The organism is Streptomyces sp. NPDC090798 (assembly GCF_044768965.1).
In the GTDB taxonomy this organism is placed as follows: Bacteria; Actinomycetota; Actinomycetes; order Streptomycetales; family Streptomycetaceae; genus Streptomyces.
Genome location: NZ_JBIVXA010000014.1, coordinates 24,027 through 43,939, shown reverse-complemented (window position 1 = coordinate 43,939; position 19,913 = coordinate 24,027). Strand labels below are relative to the sequence as shown.

21 protein-coding genes are annotated in these 19,913 nt (G+C 71.0%); 9 read left to right on the top strand and 12 right to left on the bottom strand.

The features are described 5' to 3' along the window. Window positions 1–6: 6 nt before the first annotated feature. Window positions 7–1,245, bottom strand: a complete 1,239-nt coding sequence (locus ACIQTP_RS28295) for a MurT ligase domain-containing protein (RefSeq protein WP_054228954.1) — start codon at window positions 1,243–1,245, stop codon at window positions 7–9. A gap of 154 nt (window positions 1,246–1,399) precedes the next feature. Between ACIQTP_RS28295 and def the strand changes: the two genes are divergently transcribed. After that, window positions 1,400–1,939: a peptide deformylase gene (gene def, locus ACIQTP_RS28290; RefSeq protein ID WP_403404755.1), complete on the top strand. Its 540-nt coding sequence runs from the start codon at window positions 1,400–1,402 to the stop codon at window positions 1,937–1,939. Between the two features lie 70 nt (window positions 1,940–2,009). Here def and ACIQTP_RS28285 read toward each other — a convergent pair whose 3' ends face one another. After that, on the bottom strand, window positions 2,010–2,654 hold the full coding sequence (locus ACIQTP_RS28285) for a TetR family transcriptional regulator (RefSeq protein WP_054228952.1): 645 nt from the start codon (window positions 2,652–2,654) through the stop codon (window positions 2,010–2,012). 169 nt (window positions 2,655–2,823) lie between these two features. Here ACIQTP_RS28285 and ACIQTP_RS28280 point away from each other — a divergent pair, with 169 nt between their 5' ends. Beyond that, complete coding sequence (locus ACIQTP_RS28280) at window positions 2,824–4,047, top strand: acyl-CoA dehydrogenase family protein (protein ID WP_403404751.1); 1,224 nt, start codon at window positions 2,824–2,826, stop codon at window positions 4,045–4,047. A gap of 58 nt (window positions 4,048–4,105) precedes the next feature. Here the strand turns inward: ACIQTP_RS28280 and ACIQTP_RS28275 are convergent, their stop codons facing one another. From ACIQTP_RS28275 to ACIQTP_RS28265, 3 genes are read right to left on the bottom strand one after another with little or no spacing between them, the layout of a single operon-like run. Beyond that, window positions 4,106–4,627 carry a cupin domain-containing protein gene (locus tag ACIQTP_RS28275; protein ID WP_403404749.1) on the bottom strand — a complete coding sequence of 174 codons (522 nt, stop codon included), beginning with the start codon at window positions 4,625–4,627 and terminating at the stop codon, window positions 4,106–4,108. 7 nt (window positions 4,628–4,634) lie between these two features. Next, complete coding sequence (locus ACIQTP_RS28270) at window positions 4,635–5,849, bottom strand: cytochrome P450 (RefSeq protein ID WP_403404746.1); 1,215 nt, start codon at window positions 5,847–5,849, stop codon at window positions 4,635–4,637. A gap of 5 nt (window positions 5,850–5,854) precedes the next feature. Then, a complete protein-coding gene (locus ACIQTP_RS28265) occupies window positions 5,855–6,919 on the bottom strand; it encodes a type III polyketide synthase (protein ID WP_402052167.1) in 1,065 nt (354 codons plus the stop codon). A 213-nt stretch (window positions 6,920–7,132) separates the two neighbouring features. Here ACIQTP_RS28265 and ACIQTP_RS28260 point away from each other — a divergent pair, with 213 nt between their 5' ends. Then, window positions 7,133–7,807: a transcriptional regulator gene (locus ACIQTP_RS28260; protein WP_403404743.1), complete on the top strand. Its 675-nt coding sequence runs from the start codon at window positions 7,133–7,135 to the stop codon at window positions 7,805–7,807. 42 nt (window positions 7,808–7,849) lie between these two features. Here ACIQTP_RS28260 and ACIQTP_RS28255 read toward each other — a convergent pair whose 3' ends face one another. Genes ACIQTP_RS28255 through ACIQTP_RS28235 form a run of 5 tightly spaced genes read right to left on the bottom strand, consistent with a single transcriptional unit; the run spans window position 7,850 to window position 12,577 of the window. Continuing rightward, entirely contained in the window at window positions 7,850–8,089 is a 240-nt protein-coding gene (locus ACIQTP_RS28255; RefSeq protein WP_054228947.1) for a DUF6213 family protein, read from the bottom strand. Window positions 8,090–8,113: 24 nt separating this feature from the next. After that, entirely contained in the window at window positions 8,114–9,508 is a 1,395-nt protein-coding gene (locus ACIQTP_RS28250) for an NADP-dependent succinic semialdehyde dehydrogenase (protein ID WP_403404740.1), read from the bottom strand. A gap of 53 nt (window positions 9,509–9,561) precedes the next feature. Next, window positions 9,562–10,029: an NUDIX domain-containing protein gene (locus tag ACIQTP_RS28245; RefSeq protein ID WP_403404737.1), complete on the bottom strand. Its 468-nt coding sequence runs from the start codon at window positions 10,027–10,029 to the stop codon at window positions 9,562–9,564. Continuing rightward, a complete protein-coding gene (locus tag ACIQTP_RS28240) occupies window positions 10,026–11,564 on the bottom strand; it encodes an ATP-dependent DNA ligase (RefSeq protein ID WP_403404735.1) in 1,539 nt (512 codons plus the stop codon). The genes ACIQTP_RS28245 and ACIQTP_RS28240 overlap by 4 nt, the downstream gene beginning before the upstream one ends. Before the next feature lie 44 nt (window positions 11,565–11,608). Then, window positions 11,609–12,577, bottom strand: a complete 969-nt coding sequence (locus ACIQTP_RS28235) for an NAD(P)/FAD-dependent oxidoreductase (protein WP_403404732.1) — start codon at window positions 12,575–12,577, stop codon at window positions 11,609–11,611. Between the two features lie 90 nt (window positions 12,578–12,667). On the opposite strand from ACIQTP_RS28235, the gene ACIQTP_RS28230 reads away from it, so the two are divergent. From ACIQTP_RS28230 to ACIQTP_RS28205, 6 genes are all read left to right on the top strand, one after another. Beyond that, complete coding sequence (locus ACIQTP_RS28230; protein ID WP_403404729.1) at window positions 12,668–13,252, top strand: helix-turn-helix domain-containing protein; 585 nt, start codon at window positions 12,668–12,670, stop codon at window positions 13,250–13,252. Window positions 13,253–13,346: 94 nt separating this feature from the next. After that, entirely contained in the window at window positions 13,347–14,324 is a 978-nt protein-coding gene (locus tag ACIQTP_RS28225; protein WP_403404726.1) for an NADPH:quinone oxidoreductase family protein, read from the top strand. Next, on the top strand, window positions 14,321–15,502 hold the full coding sequence (locus tag ACIQTP_RS28220; protein WP_403404723.1) for an acyl-CoA dehydrogenase family protein: 1,182 nt from the start codon (window positions 14,321–14,323) through the stop codon (window positions 15,500–15,502). Before ACIQTP_RS28225 ends, ACIQTP_RS28220 begins: the two co-directional genes overlap by 4 nt. Then, complete coding sequence (locus tag ACIQTP_RS28215; RefSeq protein ID WP_403404720.1) at window positions 15,499–16,611, top strand: acyl-CoA dehydrogenase family protein; 1,113 nt, start codon at window positions 15,499–15,501, stop codon at window positions 16,609–16,611. Before ACIQTP_RS28220 ends, ACIQTP_RS28215 begins: the two co-directional genes overlap by 4 nt. A gap of 176 nt (window positions 16,612–16,787) precedes the next feature. Next, the gene (locus ACIQTP_RS28210; RefSeq protein ID WP_403404717.1) at window positions 16,788–17,645 is read left to right on the top strand and encodes a phosphatidylinositol-specific phospholipase C/glycerophosphodiester phosphodiesterase family protein; all 858 of its coding nucleotides are present in this window, start codon (window positions 16,788–16,790) and stop codon (window positions 17,643–17,645) included. A gap of 190 nt (window positions 17,646–17,835) precedes the next feature. Beyond that, complete coding sequence (locus ACIQTP_RS28205; RefSeq protein ID WP_054228939.1) at window positions 17,836–18,030, top strand: hypothetical protein; 195 nt, start codon at window positions 17,836–17,838, stop codon at window positions 18,028–18,030. A gap of 31 nt (window positions 18,031–18,061) precedes the next feature. Here ACIQTP_RS28205 and ACIQTP_RS28200 read toward each other — a convergent pair whose 3' ends face one another. Both ACIQTP_RS28200 and ACIQTP_RS28195 read right to left on the bottom strand, forming a co-directional pair. Next, complete coding sequence (locus tag ACIQTP_RS28200; RefSeq protein WP_403404714.1) at window positions 18,062–19,336, bottom strand: phosphodiester glycosidase family protein; 1,275 nt, start codon at window positions 19,334–19,336, stop codon at window positions 18,062–18,064. Between the two features lie 75 nt (window positions 19,337–19,411). Further along, entirely contained in the window at window positions 19,412–19,786 is a 375-nt protein-coding gene (locus ACIQTP_RS28195; RefSeq protein WP_054228938.1) for a DUF779 domain-containing protein, read from the bottom strand. Window positions 19,787–19,913 lie beyond the last annotated feature (127 nt).

Here is a 19,913-nt window from a genome sequence, read left to right as displayed (position 1 = left end):
GGCTGCTCAGTTGCCGACACGACGCCTCAAATCCTGGAATGCGGTGTAGTTCGCGATGACCTCGATACGACCGGGCGGGGCGAGCTGCACCGCCTGGTCGAGGTTCTCGCAGACCTGGAAGGACTGGTTGGCGACCTCGAGACGCACGGCGAGGTCGAGCTTGCGGTCGCCGAGCACGAAGATCGGGTGCCCGGTCAGACGGGTGTAGTCGACGTCCCACAGCCAGGAGGTGTCGGTACCGTCGGCGCCCCGCGCGTTCACGGACAGGATGACCGGGGTCGGCGGCGGGTCGATCAGGGAGAACGTCTCGAGCCAGCCCGCGGGGTTCTTGGCGAGAAGCAGACGCAGGTCGCGCTGCATGAACTGCACCACGTCGTAGCGTCCGGCGACCGCCTGCACCTGGTACATGCGCTCCAGTGCGACCTGCGGGGGCACCCCGAAGACCGCGGCGACGGCCGCCGACGAGGCGGCGTTCGCCTTGTTGGCCCGGCCGGGCAGCTGGAGATGGATCGGCCACGCGGAGCCGTGCGGGTCGAGGACGTGGTCGCCGGACAGCGCCCAGGTCGGCGTCGGACGGCGGAAGCCGCAGTCGCCGCAGAACCAGTCGTCGCCGGGGCGCTGCATCACGCCGCCGCAGGACGGGCAGGACCAGGCGTCGTCCTTCCACATCTGACCGGCCGCCACCCACATGACGTTCGGCGAGGAGGAAGCGGCCCACACGACGAGCGGGTCGTCGGCGTTGGCGACCACGACGGCCTTGGAACCGGCCAGACCCTCGCGCCAGTGCTCGGCCATCATCCGGGTCTCGGCGGCCCGGTCGAGCTGGTCGCGGGAGAGGTTGAGCAGGGCGATGCACTTCGGGTCGGTGTCGCGGGCGACACCCGCGAGGTACTTCTCGTCGACCTCGATGACCGCGAACTTCGCGTCCGAACCCCCGGCGAGAGCCGAGGTGATACCGGCCGGCATGTTGGCGCCCAGCGCGTTGGACACGACCGGGCCCGCGGCGCGCAGCGCCTCCGCGATCAGCCGGGTGGTCGTGGTCTTGCCGTTGGTCGCCGACACCAGGATCACGTCCAGGTGGGTGGCGAGCCTAGCCAGCAGATCGGGGTCGAGCTTGAGTGCCACCCGGCCGCCGATCACCGATCCGCTGCCGCGTCCGGCGGCCCGCGAGACGGCCGCCGCCGCCTTGCCCGCCGTCACGGCCAGCTTGGCCCGCGGCGTCAGCGGGTCCGAGTTGCCTGACATCGTTTCTCGATCCTCCTTGCGTACGCGCCGCGCCTGAGCCCCCGGCACCGTGTGGGCCTCAGCCTATCGAGATCCACTCACGTGCCCGAATCGCGGCACCTCCACGGTGCCCGCGCGACGTTCGCGCGCCCATGAGGACCGTACCCTTGCCGCCATGCGACACGGCTCCATCCCCGGCACCCGAGGGCGCGTCCGGCCGGTGACTCTGCTCGGCGACCCCGTTCTGCACACACCGTGTGAAGACGTCACGGACTTCGGTCCCGAACTCGCCCAACTCGTCGAGGACATGTTCGCGACGATGTACGCCGCCCAGGGCGTCGGCCTCGCCGCGAACCAGGTCGGCGTCCCTTCGCGGGTCTTCGTGTACGACTGCCCGGACGACGAGGATGTCCGCCATGTGGGACACGTGGTGAACCCCCGTCTCGTCGAGGTGGACGGAGTGGTCCTGCGCGGGCCGGAGGGCTGTCTCTCCCTGCCCGGCCTGGAAGCGGGGACGGAGCGTTACGACCACGCCGTCGTCGAGGGTTTCACGGTGGACGGGGAGCCGGTGTCGGTGCATGGCACGGGGTGGTTCGCCCGGTGCCTGCAGCACGAGTACGACCACCTGGAGGGTGGTCTGTACGTGGACCGGCTGAGCGGGTGGCGCCGGCGCCGGGTGATGAGACAGGCGGCGCGGGCGTCTTGGGGGCGCTGAGCGTTGCGGGTCGGCTGCGGGTTGTTTTCGGCGCGACCAGCCACGAACAACCCGCGGCCGACACCCGACCTCAGAACCCAGGACCCCCGACACGGTCGCCGGCCGCGGCCAGCCGGCCCCACAGCAGGTCGGCCAGGCTCCGTACCAACTCGGCCCGGGAGCAGGGCTGCTCACCGAGCCACCAGTCCCCGGCGGCATGCATCATGCCGACGATCCCGTGCCCCCACACCCGCGCCAGCTGCTGGCTGCCCGGTCCGAGATCCACCCGTTCCTCGATGACCTCGGCCAACTCCTCGCCCATGCGGCGCAGCAGCGGCGCGGAGTGCTTGCCCAGGTCGAAGCCCTGGTCGGCGGACGAGGCGCCCTCCGTGGGGTGCATCAGGAAGCGGTAGACCTGAGGGTGTGCCTCGATGGCCGCGAGATACGTGTCGAGCGTGGCCTCCACCCGCTCGCGGCGCTCCGCGGGCGCGTCCAGGGCGGCCCGCAGCGCTCCGAGGAGGGCGTCGGTGTGCCGCTTGGCCAGGGCCGCGTAGAGTCCGCCCTTGTCGCCGAAGTGGCGGTACAGGATCGGCTTGGTGATGCCCGCCTCGGCCGCGATGGCGTTCATCGAGGCCCCGGGGCCGTCGCGGAGCACCACTCTGTCGGCGGCTTCCAGCAGCTCGCGCCGGCGGCGGTCGGCGGACCTCTGCTGATCGGTCCGCTGTGTGGTGTCCATGATCTCTCCCCACCCGTGGTGATTCGGTGACGCCTGCGCAAAGTAACACTCATCGGCCCATGCGTATCGAACGGGCTGCCGAGCGGAACGTGGGAGTTGACTTTTACTACTGATCAGTAACAGACTCCAGTTACCGCAAGTAACACTTTAGTGCAGTGCTGGAGGGGACATGGCCGAGTTCACCATGGAGCTCAACGACGAACAGAGGGAGGTCCGCGACTGGCTCCACGGGTTCGCCGCCGATGTGATCCGCCCCGCGGCCGCCGAGTGGGACGAGCGCGAGGAGACTCCCTGGCCGGTCATCCAGGAGGCCGCGAAGGTCGGCATCTACTCCCTGGACTTCTACGCCCAGCAGTACTTCGATCCGACCGGTCTCGGCATACCCATGGCCATGGAGGAACTGTTCTGGGGCGACGCGGGCATCGCCCTGTCGATCGTCGGCACCGGCCTCGCCGCCGTGGGCGTCCTCGCCAACGGCACCGAGGAGCAGATCGGCACCTGGATCCCGCAGATGTACGGCGACGCGGGCGATGTCAAGGTCGCGGCCTTCTGCTCCTCCGAGCCCGACGCCGGCTCCGACGTCGCCTCGATGCGTACGCGTGCCATCTATGACGAGGCCAAGGACGAGTGGGTGCTCAACGGCACCAAGACCTGGGCGACCAACGGTGGCATCGCCAATGTCCATGTCGTCGTCGCGGTCGTCGACCCGGACCTCGGCTCCAAGGGGCACGCCTCCTTCATCGTGCCGCCGAACACGCCGGGCCTCTCCCAGGGCCAGAAGTTCAAGAAGCACGGCATCCGCGCCTCGCACACCGCCGAGGTCGTCCTCGACAACGTTCGCATCCCCGGCTCCTGCCTGCTCGGCGGCAAGGCGAAGCTGGACGAGCGACTGGCCCGCGCCCGGGAGCGCGCGAAGGCCGGTGAGCGGGTGAAGAACGCGGCGATGGCCACGTTCGAGGCGTCGCGTCCGGCCGTCGGGGCCATGGCGGTGGGCACGGCCCGCGCCGCGTACGAGGTCGCACTCGACTATGCGATGACGCGTGAGCAGTTCGGGCGTCCGATCGTCGACAATCAGGGTGTCGCGTTCCAGCTCGCCGACATGCGTACGTCGATCGATGCTGCGCGTCTGCTGGTGTGGCGGGCTTCATGGATGGCGATCAACGGGAAGCCGTTCACCGCGGCCGAGGGGTCGATGTCCAAGTTGTTCGCCAGTGAGACGGCGAAGAAGGTCACCGGTCAGGCGATCCAGATCCTGGGTGGAAATGGCTACACCCGCGAGTATCCGGTGGAGCGGATGCACCGGGATGCGGCCATTTACACCATTTTCGAGGGTACGAGCGAGATTCAGCGGCTGGTGATTGCCCGGACGCTGTCCGGCATGCCGATCCGCTAGCGGTGATTCGCGCCCTGAGGGGCGCGCTGCCCTCACCGGAGTTTCGGACGCGCTGCCCTCACCGGAGTTTCAGAGGGGTGAGTTGCTCGATGTCGTACCTCGCCCTCAGTTCCTCGATGGCCGTATGGTCGGGTGGGCCGCCCGAACCCAGGATCTCGAGCAGCTCCTCGAAGTAGCGCTCGTGGTCCGGGGGCGGGGAGGCCTGGAAGAACATCTTCGCCTGGGTCTCGGTGGGGTTGGAGAAGGCGTGGGGACAGCCCGGGGGCACGACGATGACCGTGCCCGGGGTTGCCCGTACCACCCGGGTGCCCGAACTCGACTCCCACTTCTGCCAGTTGTCGGGGGTCCGGATCCGGGGCTCGAAGGCGAGCACGTCCAGCTCGCCTTCGAGCACGTAGAACAGCTCCTCGCTGCGCGTGTGCACATGGGCGCCGACGTCGAACCCGGGTGGTACCAGCACCTCGAAGGTGGACGCGGCGCGCGAGTGCGAGCCGGTCACCTTGAACGTCACGTGCTGGGCGGGGGTTTGTACGACCCGGCCGTGACCGGGTGGTACGAGGAGTCCTTCGGTCATGGTCATCGGTCGCTCACCACGTCACAGGCAGGGCCTCGGGGCCACGGATCAACGCGCCTTTTCTGAACGGGACCTGACTCGGGGGGACGGCGAGCCGCAGCCCCGGCATCCGGCCCAGAAGCGCGTCGACCAGGAGCTCGGACTCCAGCCTGGCCAGCATCCCGCCAGGGCAGTAGTGCGGGCCGAAACCGAACGCCACGTGCGGATTGGGGCTGCGCTCGAAGTCGATGTGCTCCGGGTCCGGGAAGACCTCCGGGTCCCGGTTGGCGGCCAGGTACGAGACGTAGACCGGGTCGCCGGCCCGGATCAGTACGCCCCTGATCTCGACGTCCCGCCTCGCGATCCGCGACAGGCCGACCGTGTTGCGGTGCGGGATGTAACGCAGCAGCTCGTCGATGGCCTGGGGGCGGATCTCCGGGTCGGAGCGCAGCCGGTCGGCCAGTGCCGGGCGGGTCATGAGCAGGTAGAACATCTGCCCGCTGTTGTTCGTGACCGCCTCGCCGCCGATCTGGAGGAGGACGGCGAGTCCGACGGCCTCCTCCAGATCGATCTCGTCCCGGCCCACGGCGGCGCCCAGCAGCGAGGTGACGTCCTCGTCCCTGCTGCGGCTCCGGGCGCCGATGAGCTTCCTGAAGTAGGCGCCCATCTCGTCCTTGGCCTTCTCGCTGACTTCGGCGCCGTGCGAGGAGGACAGGATCAGCTGCGTCCAGGTGTGCATGCCCCGCCGGTCGTGGGCCGGGACGCCCATCAGCTCGCAGATGACCGCGATGGGGAAGGGGCTGAGGACCGCCTCGGTGAGATCGGCGGGCGGTCCGACCCGCAGCAGCTCGTCGACCATCACGTCGAGCGTGCGCCGGGCCTTCTCGCGGACCCGTTCCACCCCGCGCGCCGTGAAGGCCGCGGCCACCGAGCGGCGCAGCCGGGTGTGGTCGGGCGGGTCCAGGAAGCCCACCGCGCCCCGGGCCGGGATGAAGTGCGGGGCGAGCCGGGTGACCGACTGGTCCAGGACCGCCTCGCGGCCGAACCGTGGGTCGTTGGCGACCATGCGCACATCGTCGTGGCGGGTCACCAGCCAGGCCCAGCCCTCGCCGTTGGGCAGCTGGATCCGGGTGATCGGTCCCTCGCGCATCAGCTCGGTCAGGACCGGGTCGAAGTCCACGCCCTTCAGGTCGAGGGCGGGCCAGTGCCGGACGGGCGGCAGTGGCCCGGTGATCGTCTTCTCGGTCATTCCGGTCACACCGTCTCGTCGTTGGCGTTGCGCCAGCGGCCCAGAGCCATTTCCGCGGTGATGCCGGGGCCGAAGCCCGCGAGCAGTCCGCGTGCGGAGTGCTCGGCGCCGCCCTCGTCGAACAATCGGCGCAGCGCGTCCAGGACGACGGCGCTGGCGATGTTCCCGTACTCGGTGAGGGTGGCCCGGCTGAAGCGGAAGGCCTCCGGCGGGACCTCGAGGAACTTGCTGAGGTCGTCGAGGATCCTGGGGCCGCCCGCGTGGATGATGTAGAAGTCCAGGTCGGAGGCGTCCCAGTCGTGCTGTCGCGCGAGGGCGTGGAGGGCGGGGGCGAGCGGTTCCATCGTCCCGGGAACCCGCTTGTCCAGCAGGAAGTGGAAGCCCGTGGCGCGGACGTCGTACATGATCCAGTCCTCGGTCTTGGGGACCAGATAGGAGCCATTTCGCTCCAGGTGGATGCCGGTGCCGCCGTTGCCGCGGACGACGGCGGCGGCGATGCCGTCGCCGAACAGGCCGTTGCAGAGCAGCGAGCCGACGCTGAGGTCGGTCGGCTGGTAGCAGAGTGAGCAGAACTCGCAGGCCACGATGAGCGCGTTGGCGTCGGGGTACGCCGTGCAGAAGTCGTGGGCCCGGTTGATCGCGGCGCCGCCGGCCGCGCAGCCCAGCTGGGCTATGGGTATCTGCCGGGTGTCGCTGCTGAAGTCCATCGAGTTGATCAGCCAGGCCGTGAGCGAGGGCATCATGAACCCGGTGCACGACACGTAGATGATCATGTCGATGTCGGCCGTGAGCAGCTCGGCGTCGTCCAGCGCCCGCTGTATGACGGCGGGAACGCGGGCCTTGGCCTCACTTTCGTAAACCTTGTTGCGTTCCTCGAAGCCCGGGTGTTTCAGCGTCTCCGCGATGGGCTGCACGATGTGCCGGGTTTGGACACCGGTGTTCTCGATCAGTCGGAGTGCCAACGGCAGCTGTGGGTGGTCCTCGTGACGGGAGCGAGCCAGCTCCAGCGTCTCCTCCATCGTGATCACGTATTCCGGCACGGAGACCGAAGGTCTGCACAAAGTCGCCATGACGCGCGCCTTCTTTCGCCTTCCGGGGAACTCTCGTCCCCCGGCGGAAGAGTGGTTCACCCACGGGGGTGGTTCACCCACCGGGGTGGTCCACCCACGATCACCCGGAAGCGTGGGGATCTCTCGTCGGGTTACTCCATTCCGGGGATTTTTGGGAGGGCGTCGGAGCACGAGGGAAGAGGCCCCGGGACGGCCGAACCGAAGGAGTACGCCATGGTGCGCACGGCCAGGGAACTGCTGGAGGACACCACGGGGAAGCTCGCCCCGGACCCCCACGCCAACCGGCTGTTGCCCCTCATCACCCGGGGCGCGGCCCAGCGTTCCACGCTCGCCGCCCTCGCCCTCGAACAGCGCCATGTGATCGCCGCGGACCGCCGCGCGTTCCTGCATCTGGCCGAGCGTCCGGACGTCGAGCCGCAGAGCGCGGCCTTCTTCGCCATGCTCGCGGAGGGTGAGGCTCTGGCCCAGGACCGGCTGGGTGTGTTCGCTGACGCCTGCGGGGTGGACGAGGCGCGGGCGGCGGCCTACGAGCCGCTCGCGGACTGCCAGGCCTATCCCGCGTACGTCGCCTGGCTGGCCCTGAACGGCTCACCCGCCGACGTGGTGCTCGCCCTGAGCGCCAACTTCACCACGTGGGGCGGCTATTGCTCGGCGATCGCCGAAGCCCTGCGCCGTCACTACGGCTTCGGAGGCGAGGTGTGCGGCTTCTTCGACTTCTTCGCGGCACCCGTCCCGGAGCTGGAGCGGAAGGCGCTCACGGCTGTACAGGCGGGGCTGGACGCGGGGCGGATCGGGGAGACCGAGGTCCTCCGGTACGGGCGACTGCTGCAGAGCTACGAGGAGAGGTTCTGGCACGCCCTGTGGGAACTCGACCAGCGGACGGCCTGAGGGCGCGTCGGCCCGGCGCGTGGACCGGGCGGGCGCGCGCCGTCAGTCGGACGTCGTCCCGCTGCTGTGCGCGATGCAGGCCACGTCGATGCGGTCGGCGAGCTTGGCGAGTTCGATGGTCAGCGTCGCCACCGTGTCCTCGTCGAGTCCGTCCTGGCCGGCCTCCACCAGGTGCAGCCACCGGCCGCCCACCGTGCGCAGCAGTTTGCTGACGTCGGCGGCCGCCACCTGCAACGTGCCGCGGTCGTCGACGATCAGAGGCAGGGTCACTTCGCGGTTCACAGGGGGATCGTAGCCGCGGAACGCTTACGCTCCGTGCCATACCGTGGTGATGTTGCAGAACTCGCGGATTCCGTGCCCCGACAGCTCACGTCCGTAGCCGGACCGCTTGACCCCGCCGAACGGGAACGCCGGGTGGGAGGCGGTCATCCCGTTGAAGAACACGCCGCCCGCCTCCAGGTCGCGTACGAACCGGTCCACCTCGGCCTCGTCGTTCGTCCAGACGTTCGAACTCAGCCCGAACGGCGTGTCGTTCGCGAGCGCCACCGCCTCGTCCAGATCGGCGGCGCGGTAGAGCGTGGCGACCGGCCCGAAGGTCTCCTCCTGGTGGACGCGCATCTCGGGGGTGATGTCGGTGAGGACGGTCGGCGCGTAGTACCAGCCCCGCTCCGTGAAGCCTTCGGGGCGCTCGCCGCCGCACAGCACGGTCGCACCGCTCTCCACCGCGTCGTCGACGAGTTCCTCCAGGTCATCGCGGCCCTGTTCGGTGGAGAGCGGGCCGATGTCGGTGTCCTCGTCCAGCGGATCGCCGACCTTCAGCGCCTTCATGGCCGCCGTGAAGCGCTCGGTGAAGGCGTCGAACACGTCCGTGTGCACGATGAACCGCTTGGCGGCGATGCACGACTGCCCGTTGTTCTGCACCCGGGCCGTCACCGCGGTCCTCGCCGCCCGGTCCACGTCGGCGGACGGCATGACGACGAACGGGTCGCTGCCGCCCAGTTCCAGCACCGTCTTCTTGACCTCGTCCCCGGCGACCGAGGCCACCGCGCGCCCCGCCGGTTCACTCCCGGTCAGTGTCGCCGCCTTGACCCGGGGATCGCGCAGGATGTCCTCCACGGCGCCCGAGCCGATCAGCAGCGTCTGGAAGCAGCCCTCGGGGAAGCCCGCCCGGCGGAACAGGTCCTCCAGGTAGAGGGCGGTCTGCGGCACGTTCGAGGCGTGCTTGAGCAGGCCGACGTTGCCCGCCATCAGGGCGGGCGCGGCGAACCGGACCACCTGCCAGAGCGGGAAGTTCCACGGCATGACGGCCAGCACCGGGCCCAGCGGCCGGTAGCGCACCAGGACGCGGGAGGCGCCGGAGTCCTTGGCGTCGGAGTCGGCGGGCTCCTCGTCGGCGAGCAGCTCCTCGGCGTGGTCGGCGTACCAGCGCATCGACTTCGCGCACTTGGCGGCCTCCGCGCGGGCCTGCTTGACGGGTTTGCCCATCTCCGTGGTCATCACTCGGCCGATGTCGTCCCTTTCCTCGTCGAGGAGGTCGGCGGCCCTGTGCAGCAGCCGCGCCCGCTCGGCGAAGGACGTGGTGCGATAGACGTGGAACGTGGTCTCGGCCGTGGCGAGCCTGCGCTCGATCTCCTCGGCGCCGAGTGCGTCGTACGTCTTGAGCGTCTCGCCGTTCGCCGGGTTCACCGTCGCGATGGGCATGGCCGACCTCCTGAAGCGGGCTGTTCTTCGAGCGGGCTGTTCTCCATAAGTCTCTATAAGTCCGAGTGCTCCGCCAGCCGGTCGAGAAACGCCGCCTGCGCCGGCACGATCAGCTCCCTGGCCCGGTCCAGGCCGAACCACTCCACCCGGTCCAGCTCGGGAAACTCCTGGCGCCGCCCCGACTTCGGCGGCCACTCCATCTCGAAGGTGCCCGGGACCACGGTCGCCGGGTCGAGGTCCGCCTCGATGGCCCAGGCCGTGACGACCTTGCCGTTGGTCTGCTTGACCTCGCCGAGCGGGACGGCCTCGCCGTCGGGTGGCGCCAGCCCCAGTTCCTCCTGGAACTCGCGGCGCGCCGCGTCCCAGGCGGTCTCCGCGGGCTCGTACTCGCCCTTGGGCACGGTCCACGCCCCGGCGTCCCGTCGCGCGAAGAACGGGCCGCCCATATGGCCGAGCAGCACCTGGGGGCCGTCGTCGGCGCGCCGGTACAGCAGCAGTCCCGCACTGCGCTTGCCCGTCACGGGGCCACCTCCGGGTGTGCGGCGAGCAGGGTCTCGACCGTGTCGGCCTCCGCGGGCGTCTTGTCCTCGCGGTAGCGCACCACGCGGGCGAAGCGGAGGGTGACCCCGGCCGGGTAGCGGGTGGACTTCTGCAGACCGTCGTAGGCGATCTCCACGACGAGTTCGGGCCGTACGGTGACCACGTGGCCGCTGTCCTCGACGGCCAGCTCCTGGAGGCGCTCGGTCTGCCAGGCCAGCATCGCGTCCGTCATGCCCTTGAAGGTCTTGCCGAGCATCGCGAAGGAGCCGTCCGCGGCGCGGGCCCCCAGGTGCAGGTTGGAGAGCTTGCCGGTGCGCCGCCCGTGGCCCCACTCGGCCGCCAGGACCACCAGGTCGAGGGTGTGCACGGGCTTGACCTTCAGCCATGAGGCCCCGCGCCGGCCCGCGCTGTAGGGGGCGTCCAGGGCCTTCACCACGACACCTTCGTGACCGCGCTCCAGAGTCTCGGCGAGGAACCGTTCCGCCGAGGGGATGTCCTCGGGGCGGTGGGCGAGGGCGCGCCGCACCCGCATCGGCTCGGGCACCAGCCGCGCCAGCTCCGCGTGCCGTTCGGCGAAGGGCAGATCCAGCAGATCCCGTCCGTCGACCGACAGCGCGTCGAAGAAGACGGGGGAGACCGGCACGCTCTTGGCGGCCGTGGCCACATCCACCCGCGAGCCCACCCGCCCGGCCGTCTGCTGGAAGGAACGTGGCCGCCCGTCCTCGTCCAGCGCGATCACCTCGCCGTCCAGGATGAACCGGGTGCCTTTCAACTCCATCGCGGCGGAGGTGAGTTCGGGCAGCCGGTCGGTGATGTCGTCGAGGGTTCGGGTGTAGATCCGTACGTCGTCGCCGTCGCGGTGCAGCTGTACGCGGATGCCGTCGAGCTTCTCCTCGACGGCACACACGCCCAGCTTCGCCACGGCCTCGGACACGGTCGTGGCGGTGTGGGCGAGCATGGGCAGCACCGGGCGGCCCACCGTGAGCCGGAAGCCGTCCAGGGCCCCCGGGCCGTCCGTCAGCAGCGCCTGTGCCACCTCTTGCAGCGATCCGGCGAGCATCACCGCCCGCCGTACGCCCGCGGCGGGCGCGCCGGTCGCCTCGGCGAGCCCCTCGACCGCGACCGCGTCCAGCGCGCCCTGCCGTACCTCGCCGGTGAGCAGCCCGGACAGGAACCGCTGCTCGTCCTCGGTGGCCGCCGCCCGCAGCTCGTCCATCAGCCGTCTGCGCTCCGCCTGCGAGCCGGTACCCGTGACCGCGCCGACCTCCGTCAGCCGGGCGTCCACGTCCCGCACCGTGAGCGAGGGCTCGGGCGCGGGCGGCACCGGCCCGCTCAGCAGCTTCCAGCCGATGCCGAGCCGCCCCTGCGGGAGACGGCCCGCCAGATACGGGATCACGATCGGCACGTCGTCCGCGTCGGCGTCCCGGAACAGCTCGGCGAGCAGGGCGGTCTTCCGGGACCGCGCCGAGGTGGCGGCGACCTCCCGGGACACATGGGCGAGCCGGGCGAGCAGCATGGAGCCATGGTGCTACGGAGGGGCGCCGCCCACACCCGGGCGGTTCAGCTCCGGGGCCGGGACCCGTCCTGGGCGGCGTCGAGGTCGGTGAAGAGCAGCTCGCCGTTGAGCGTGGCCGCCGCCCGGTAGCCCGCGCTCGCGGCGTTCACGACCTGCTCGGCGAAGCCCACCGCGTTGCCCGCCGCCCAGACGCCGGGGACGGTCGTCAGGCCCGTCTCGTCGACCACCGGATACGTGCCGAACGGGGTCTCGCGCAGCTCGGCGCCCAGCCGCTCGAACAGGTCGTTGCGGGGGACCGCGCGCGGCGCCACGAAGAGCGTCGAGCGGTCGTGGACGGTGCCGTCCGCGAGCCGGACCCCCGTGAGCCGGTCGTCCTCGACGAGGAGCCCCGCGACCTCACCGGGCACCACGACGACCCCGGCCGCGGCGAGCCGCCGCGTGTCGTCGGCCGTCAGCTCCTCCTCGGCGACCTTGTGCAGGAACAGGGTGACGCCCTTCGACCACTGGGAGACCATCAGCGCCTGGTGCACGCTCATCGGCGTGGCGGCCAGCACCCCGAAGGACTCGTCGCGGACCTCCCAGCCGTGGCAGTACGGGCAGTGCAGCACGTCCCGCCCGAAGCGCTCGGCGACACCCGGGACCGCCGGGAGCTCGTCCGCCAGCCCGGTGGCGAGGATCAGCCGCCGCGCGTGCACGGTCCGTCCGGCCGCGAGCGTCACAAGGAACTCGCCGCTGCCTTGCCGGGACACGTCCACCGCCCGGTCCCGGGCCAGCTCGACGCCGTACCGCGCGATCTCCTCGCGTCCCGCGGCGAGGAATTCCGCGGGCGGCATGCCGTCCCGGGTCAGATAGCCCTGCAGATGCGCGGCGGGCGCGTTGCGCGGCTCGCCCGCGTCGACGACGAGCGTGCGGCGCCGGGCCCGGCCGAGGACCAGTGCGGCGGACAGGCCGGCCGCGCCGCCTCCGACGACGACGGCCTCGTACCCCTCGGTCCCCTCGGTCATATCGGTCATGGTGACCACCTCCACCGCAGACGGTCGCCCGACCAGTGCCGCATTGACAAACGGCCTTGCCGAATCTGCAATAAGGGCATGAGCAAGGGTATGGATGACGATTCCCGGACGGACGAGGTGCTGGCCGAGGTCGGGCCGAGGCTGCGGCGCATCCGCAAGGAGCGGGGCGCGACACTCGCCGGGCTGTCCGAGGCGACCGGCATCTCCGTGAGTACGCTGTCGCGGCTGGAGTCGGGGCTGCGCAAGCCCAGCCTGGAGCTCCTGCTGCCGATCGCCCAGGCCCACGAGGTGCCGCTGGACGAGCTGGTCGGCGCGCCGCCGGTGCGCGACCCGCGCGTACGCGCCCAGCCGATCGTGCGCGGCGGGCGCACCCACTGGCCGCTCACCCGGCAGCCCGGCGGACTCCAGGCGTACAAGGTGCTCGAACCGCAGCGCAAGCTCGAGCCGGAACCCCGGACCCACGAGGGCTATGAGTGGCTGTACGTGATGTCGGGGCGGCTGAGGCTCGTGCTGGCCGACCACGACGTGGTGCTCGGACCCGGGGAGGCCGCCGAGTTCGACACGCGGGTGCCGCACTGGTTCGGGTCGACGGGGGAGGGGCCCGTGGAGTTCCTGAGCCTGTTCGGGCCACAGGGGGAGCGGATGCACGTGCGGGCGCGTCCGGCCCGTTCGTGAGGGCGTGACGCACACGACTGTTCCCTGATCGGCAAGCGACCGCTTAGTATGCGGTCGAGCCCGGTCATACAGAGCAGTCCCGTGGAGGCCCCGCATGCAGGCATGGCAAGTACACCAGCTCGGCGAACCGAGCCAGGTGATGCAGCTCCAGGACGTGGAGCGACCGGTGCCCGGTGAGGGGCAGGTCCTGCTCAAGGTGCGCGCGGCGAACATCAACTTCCCGGACGTGCTGATGTGCCGCGGGCACTACCAGGTCAGGCCGCCACTGCCGTTCACGCCCGGTGTGGAGATCTGCGGCGAGACCGAGGACGGGCGCCGCGTGCTGGCCAACCCCGCGCTGCCGCACGGCGGTTTCGCCGAGTACACCGTCGCGGACGCCGCCGCCCTGCTGCCCGCGCCCGACACCCTCGACGACGCCGAGGCGGCCGCCCTGCACATCGGCTACCAGACGGGGTGGTTCGGTCTGCACCGCCGCGCCCGTCTCGAAGCCGGCGAGACGCTGCTCGTCCACGCCGCCGCCGGAGGGGTCGGCAGCGCGGCCGTGCAGCTGGGAAAGGCGGCGGGCGCCACCGTCATCGGCGTGGTCGGCGGAGCCGACAAGGTGGCCGTGGCGCGCGAGCTGGGCTGCGACGTCGTCATCGACCGGCGGACCCAGGACGTCATCGCCGCCGTGAAGGAAGCCACCGGCGGCCGGGGTGCCGACGTGATCTACGACCCCGTCGGCGGTGAGGCGTACACCCAGTCCACCAAGGTCGTCGCCTTCGAGGGCCGGATCGTCGTCGTGGGCTTCGCCAGCGGTTCGATCCCCAGCCCGGCACTCAACCACGCCCTGGTGAAGAACTACGCGATCCTCGGCCTGCACTGGGGCCTGTACGGCACCAAGAACCCCAAGCTGATCCAGCACTGCCACGAGCAGCTCACCGGACTGGCCGCGCGCGGCGCCATCAAGCCACTGGTCAGCGAGCGCGTGCCGCTGGGCGGCGGCGCGGCGGCCGTGCAGCGGGTCGGCGACGGTGTCACCACCGGCCGGGTCGTCGTGGTGCCCTCTCTCGAGAACGGAGCAGCCGCATGACCGACGCAGCCGAACTGCGCACCCGTACCAAGGAGTTGCTGGCGGCTCATCCGCCCGCGACCACGGACCGGCTCGACTTCCTCAAGGCCCGCTTCGACGCGGGACTCGCCTGGGTGCACTACCCCGAGGGCCTCGGCGGGCTCGGCGCCCCGCGCGCCCTCCAGGCCGTCGTGGACGCCGAACTGGAGGCCGCGGGCGCCCCCGACAACGACCCGCGGCGCATCGGCATCGGCCTCGGCATGGCCGCGCCGACCATCCTCGGCTTCGGCACGGAGGAGCAGAAGCGGGACTTCCTCAGGCCGCTGTGGGTCGGTGAGGAGGTCTGGTGCCAGCTCTTCAGCGAGCCCGGCGCCGGATCCGACCTGGCCGCGCTCGGTACGCGTGCCGTCCGGGAGGGCGACAACTGGGTGGTCAACGGGCAGAAGGTGTGGACCTCCAGCGCCCACCTCGCCCGCTGGGCCATCCTCATCGCCCGCACCGACCCGGACGTGCCCAAGCACCGCGGCATCACGTACTTCATCTGCGACATGACCGACCCGGGTGTCGAGGTGCGGCCGCTGCGCCAGATCACCGGCGAAGCCGAGTTCAACGAGGTCTTCCTCACCGACGTCCGCATTCCCGACGCGCACCGGTTGGGTGAGGTCGGCGACGGCTGGCGGGTCGCGCAGACCACGCTCATGAACGAGCGCGTCTCCATCGGCGGTATGCGCATCCCGCGCGAGGGCGGCATGATCGGCCCGGTCTCCAGGACCTGGCGCGAGCGGCCCGAACTGCGCACCCACGATCTGCACCAGCGGCTGCTGAAGCTGTGGGTGGAGGCCGAGGTCGCCCGGCTCTCCGGCGAACGGCTGCGCCAGCAGCTCGCCCTGGGCCAGCCCGGCCACGAGGGCTCCGGGATGAAACTCGGATTCGCCCGCCTCAACCAGGAGATCAGCGGCCTGGAGGTCGAACTCCTCGGCGAGGAAGGCCTGCTGTACGACGACTGGACGATGCGCCGGCCGGAACTGGTCGACTTCACCGGCCGCGACGCCGGCTACCGCTATCTGCGCTCCAAGGGCAACAGCATCGAGGGCGGGACCAGCGAGGTCCTGCTGAACATCGTCGCCGAACGCGTGCTGGGCCTGCCGTCCGAGCCGCGCACCGACAAGGACGTCGCGTGGAAGGACCTGACCCGATGATGATGACGACAACACGGAGCACCCAGCCCGACCTGCTGTACTCGGAGGAGGAAGAGGCGCTGCGCGCCGCCGTCCGCGACCTCCTCTCCGACCACTGCGACGCGGCGGCCGTCATCGCCCGCACCGAGACGGACACCCCGCACGACCCCGAGCTGTGGAAGGCGCTCTCGGACGGGATGGGCCTGGCGGGCCTGCTCGTACCCGAGTCGCTGGGCGGCCAGGGCGCCACCCACCGTGAAGTCGCCGTGGTGCTGGAGGAGCTGGGGCGTGCGGTCGCGCCTGTGCCGTATCTGACCAGTGCCGTCGTCGCCACCGAGGCGCTGCTGGCCTGCGAGGGCGAGGAGGCCGCCGGGCTGCTGACGGTGCTGGCGTCGGGCCGGATGATCGGCGCGCTCGCCGTCGCGCTGTCCGTGGCACCCGGCGGCGCCCACAAGGCCGTACGGAACGAGGGCGGCCTCCTGCACGGGGAGCTGACGGGGATCGCGGACGCGGCGGTGGCCGACGTGCTGCTGGTTCCGGCGGACGACGGCGGGCTGTACGCGGTGGACGGGGACGCCGTGACCCTCACCCCGCAGGTGTCCCTCGACCTCACCCGGCCGCTCGCCACGGTCGCCTTCGACGGGGTGCGGGCACGTCGCCTCGGCGCCGCCGAACCCGCTGTACGGCGGGCCCTGCGCAGCGGCGCCGGACTGCTCGCCTCCGAGCAACTCGGCCTCGCCGACTGGTGCTTGACCGAGACGGTCCGCTACCTCAAGGAACGCAAGCAGTTCAACCGGCCCGTCGGCGGATTCCAGGCGCTCAAGCACCGGCTCGCGCAGCTGTGGCTGGAGGTCGTCAACACACGCGCCGCCGCCCGCGGTGCCGCCGACGCGCTCGCGACCGGCAGCACGGACACCGACGTGTCGGTCGCCGTCGCCCAGGCGTACGCGGCGCCCGTCGCCGTCCACACCGCCGAGGAAGCCCTCCAACTGCACGGCGGCATCGGGATGACCTGGGAGCACCCGGTTCACCTGTATCTGAAGCGGGCCAAGGCGGACTCGATCGCGTACGGTACGGCGGGAGCCCACCGCGCGGCACTGGCCGAACTGGTGGACCTGCAAGCCCCCTGACGGACATCCGCCAGAGGCCCGCCCCACCAGGGGCGGGCCTCTCGGCGTGCGCACCGCGGGTGAAGTGAACGGACAGCGGCAGTCCGGCCAACTCCCCTCACCGCAAGGTTTGTTGGGCCTCCGAGGACCGCATACTCGCTGAGGTCCGTAGCGCATCCTTCAAAGGGAGGCAGAGCATGGCCCTCACCACCCGTCGCAGAGCCCTCACCACCCTCGGCGCCGCCCTGGCGGGCTCGGTCGCCCTGCCCGCCTCGCGAGCACTGGCGGGGGAGGAGAAGCACCACAGGCGCCCCCTGTGGCGTGCCCACGCCCACAACGACTACGAGCACCCGCGACCCCTGTTCGACGCCCTCGACCACCGCTTCGGCAGCGTCGAGGCCGACGTCTACCTCGTCGGCGACCAGCTCCTCGTCGCCCACGACCCGGTCGACCTCGACCCGACCCGCACCCTCGAATCCCTCTATCTCGCCCCGCTCGCCGCCCGCGTGAAGGCCAACCACGGCTCGATCTACCGGGGATACCGCAGGCCCCTGCAACTCCTCATCGACATCAAGACCGAGGGCTCGTCGACGTACCTCGAACTCGACCGCCATCTGAGCCGCTACCCGCACCTGTTCACCACCTACGCGCACGGCCGTGTGCGCCCGGGGCCGGTCACCGCGGTGATCTCCGGCGACCGCGCCGCCCGTACGCCCATGGAGGCGCAGAGCGTGCGGCGCGCCTTCTACGACGGCCGGCTCACCGACCTCGGCAGTGCGGCCCCTGCCTCCTTCGTCCCGCTGATCTCGGACAACTGGACGCTCAACTTCACCTGGCTGGGGGACGGCCCGTTCCCCGACGCCGAGCGTGCGAAGCTGCGCGGCATCATCGCGGCGGCGCACCGGCGGCACCAGAAGGTGCGGTTCTGGGCCACGCCCGACCTGGCGGGCCCGGCGCGCGAGGCCCTGTGGGGCGAACTGCTGGCCGCCGACCTCGACTACTTCAACACCGACGACCTCGCCGGGCTCGAAGTCTTCCTCGACGCGCACGAGTAGGCGCGCACGAGTAGGCGCGTGCGCGTACGGCGCACGCGAGTGGACGCGCACGAGCAGGTGCACGCGCTGGTGTGCGAGTGGGCGTAGACATCACACGTTCGGAGGACACGTCAGCCGCCCGGACGAACCCTCCGCTACGCGACACTTGCGGCCGAAAGCCGCGGTGTCGACGTGGCGGAGGAGGTTGACGATGGCCATTTCCATCTCTGTGGTGGTACTGCTCCTGATCCTCGCGGTGGTCTTCCTGCGCAACGGCGCGCTGAAACCCTCGCACGCGGTGGTTTGCGTACTGCTCGGCTTCTATCTGTCGACCACCAGCATGGCGCCGACCATTCAGAACGGGCTCACCGCGACGGCGGACATCGTGAGCAGCCTGCGCCCCTGACGTGCGGGTCCAGGTGCGTGTCAGCCCGGCGTCAGCTGTGTGAGAACACGCCGATGCCGTTGGGGACCGGGCGTTCGGCGCCGCCGGAGGGGTGGTTGAGGACGCTCACCGCGCCCGCTCCCGGCATCCGCGCGACCATGGTCGTGGAGCCGCCGCCGTCCAGACTGAAGGCGTCGACGGAGCCCAACGTCCGCATGGTGTGCGCCACTTCGGCGACGGTCAGTCCGCCGCGGTAGGCGGCCGCGCCGTCGAGGGCGAGCAGAAGCAGGCGCCGCCCCCTGTTCGCGATGCCCACGGCGGTCCGTACGGCCGAGGTGGTGTTGTTCAGACCGGGCAGCGGCTGCCCGTGAGTGAGGACCGGATAGCCGCCGATCGCGAAGCGGTACCGCATCCGGGTGCCGGCCGCGACGAGCGCGTGCTGAATGCGGACCGTCTGCCCCTTCGCCAGCTCGCGCAACTGCTGCGCGCCCGCCTCTCGCCCCACCAGCACGGTGGTGCCGGACGCGATGGGACCGCTGCCGGGTGTGGTGACCGCCGACACGACGTGGCCGCGGCGGACCGTCACCTCGTAGGTGTCCGCGCTGCAGGGCGCGGCGCGGTCGATGTCGGTGCCGCAGACGGCCCGCTTCCGGGAGACTCCGCCCCAGGCCGAGGTGAACGCGCCGATGGAACCCTGCGGCAGCGCGTACTGGTTGAGCCCCCCGAGCGCCCACCGCCCCCGGGAGCTGTGCACGGAACCGTCGAGGGCCAGACTGTCCAGCCGGGCCCGGCCGTCCAGGCCCACGCCGAGCACGTCCTTCGTGGTCGTGCCGGGCGGCAGGGCGGGGCCGAAGCGCTGACCGTCCGGGACCGCCGCCTTCAGGGTGCGGCCGTTCGCGATCGCCGGACCCACGGTCGCGCCCGTGGCCTCGACTCCCGGATGCTGGTCCTCGGAGATGTCGAAGAAGTCACCGTTGACGCCGGCGACGGCGCCCTGCGCCTCGGCCAGCCGGGAGACGGCCGCCCGGGAGGCCACGGCCGCGGAGTGGAGGAGATCGACGCGCACATGACGATTGCTCAGATCGACGCTCAGTACGTGTGCGCGCGCCACGCCCCGGGCGGCCGGGACGTCGAACTCCTTGTACGTGATGCCGGGGGCGACGGCCTTGCCGGCGAGGGCCTTCGCGTCCGCGGCCGTGCCGTTTTGGGTGTGGACGCCTTCCACGCCGCTGGCCGGGGCCGCCCCCACCAGGGCCGCACCGGCCAGCGCGCTCCATGCCGTGAGAACCGTCAGTGCTGTTCTGAGTCGTCCGTCACGAGGTGTCACGGTGCCCCCTGAGGTCTCGTCAACTGTCATAGGACTCAGGGGGATTGCAGCAGACCGCGACGACCTCCGCAGGGCCTAGGCGTCTACGACGCGGGAACGGATGAGAAAACGCACTCCTTCGGGTGCTTCCAGAGAGAAACCGCTGCCGCGGCCCGCCACGACGTCGACAATCAGCCGCGTGTGGCTCCACAGCTCGTACTGGCTCTTCGACATCCAGAACGTCACCGGCTCGTCGAGCCCCTCGACGTCCAGCTCGGCGAGCAGCACGTCGGAGCCGCCGGTGCGGAACTCGCCCTCCGGGTAGCACATGGGCGCACTGCCGTCGCAGCAGCCGCCGGACTGGTGGAACATCAACGGTCCGTGGACCGCCCGCAGCCGCCGCAGCAACTCGGCGGCCGAGGGTGTCAGCTCCACGCGCGGGGCGGCGTCCGTCGTCTCCTGCTGGTCCATGGCGTGTCCCTGCCTTGATGCGCGGAAACGGATGCCACCGCTTCGCGCGAGGGTCGGTCGGTCCGGCCCAGTCAACTCCTGGCTTGGTTGCAGACAGGTTGCATGACGGCGGGGGGAGGACCAGGTG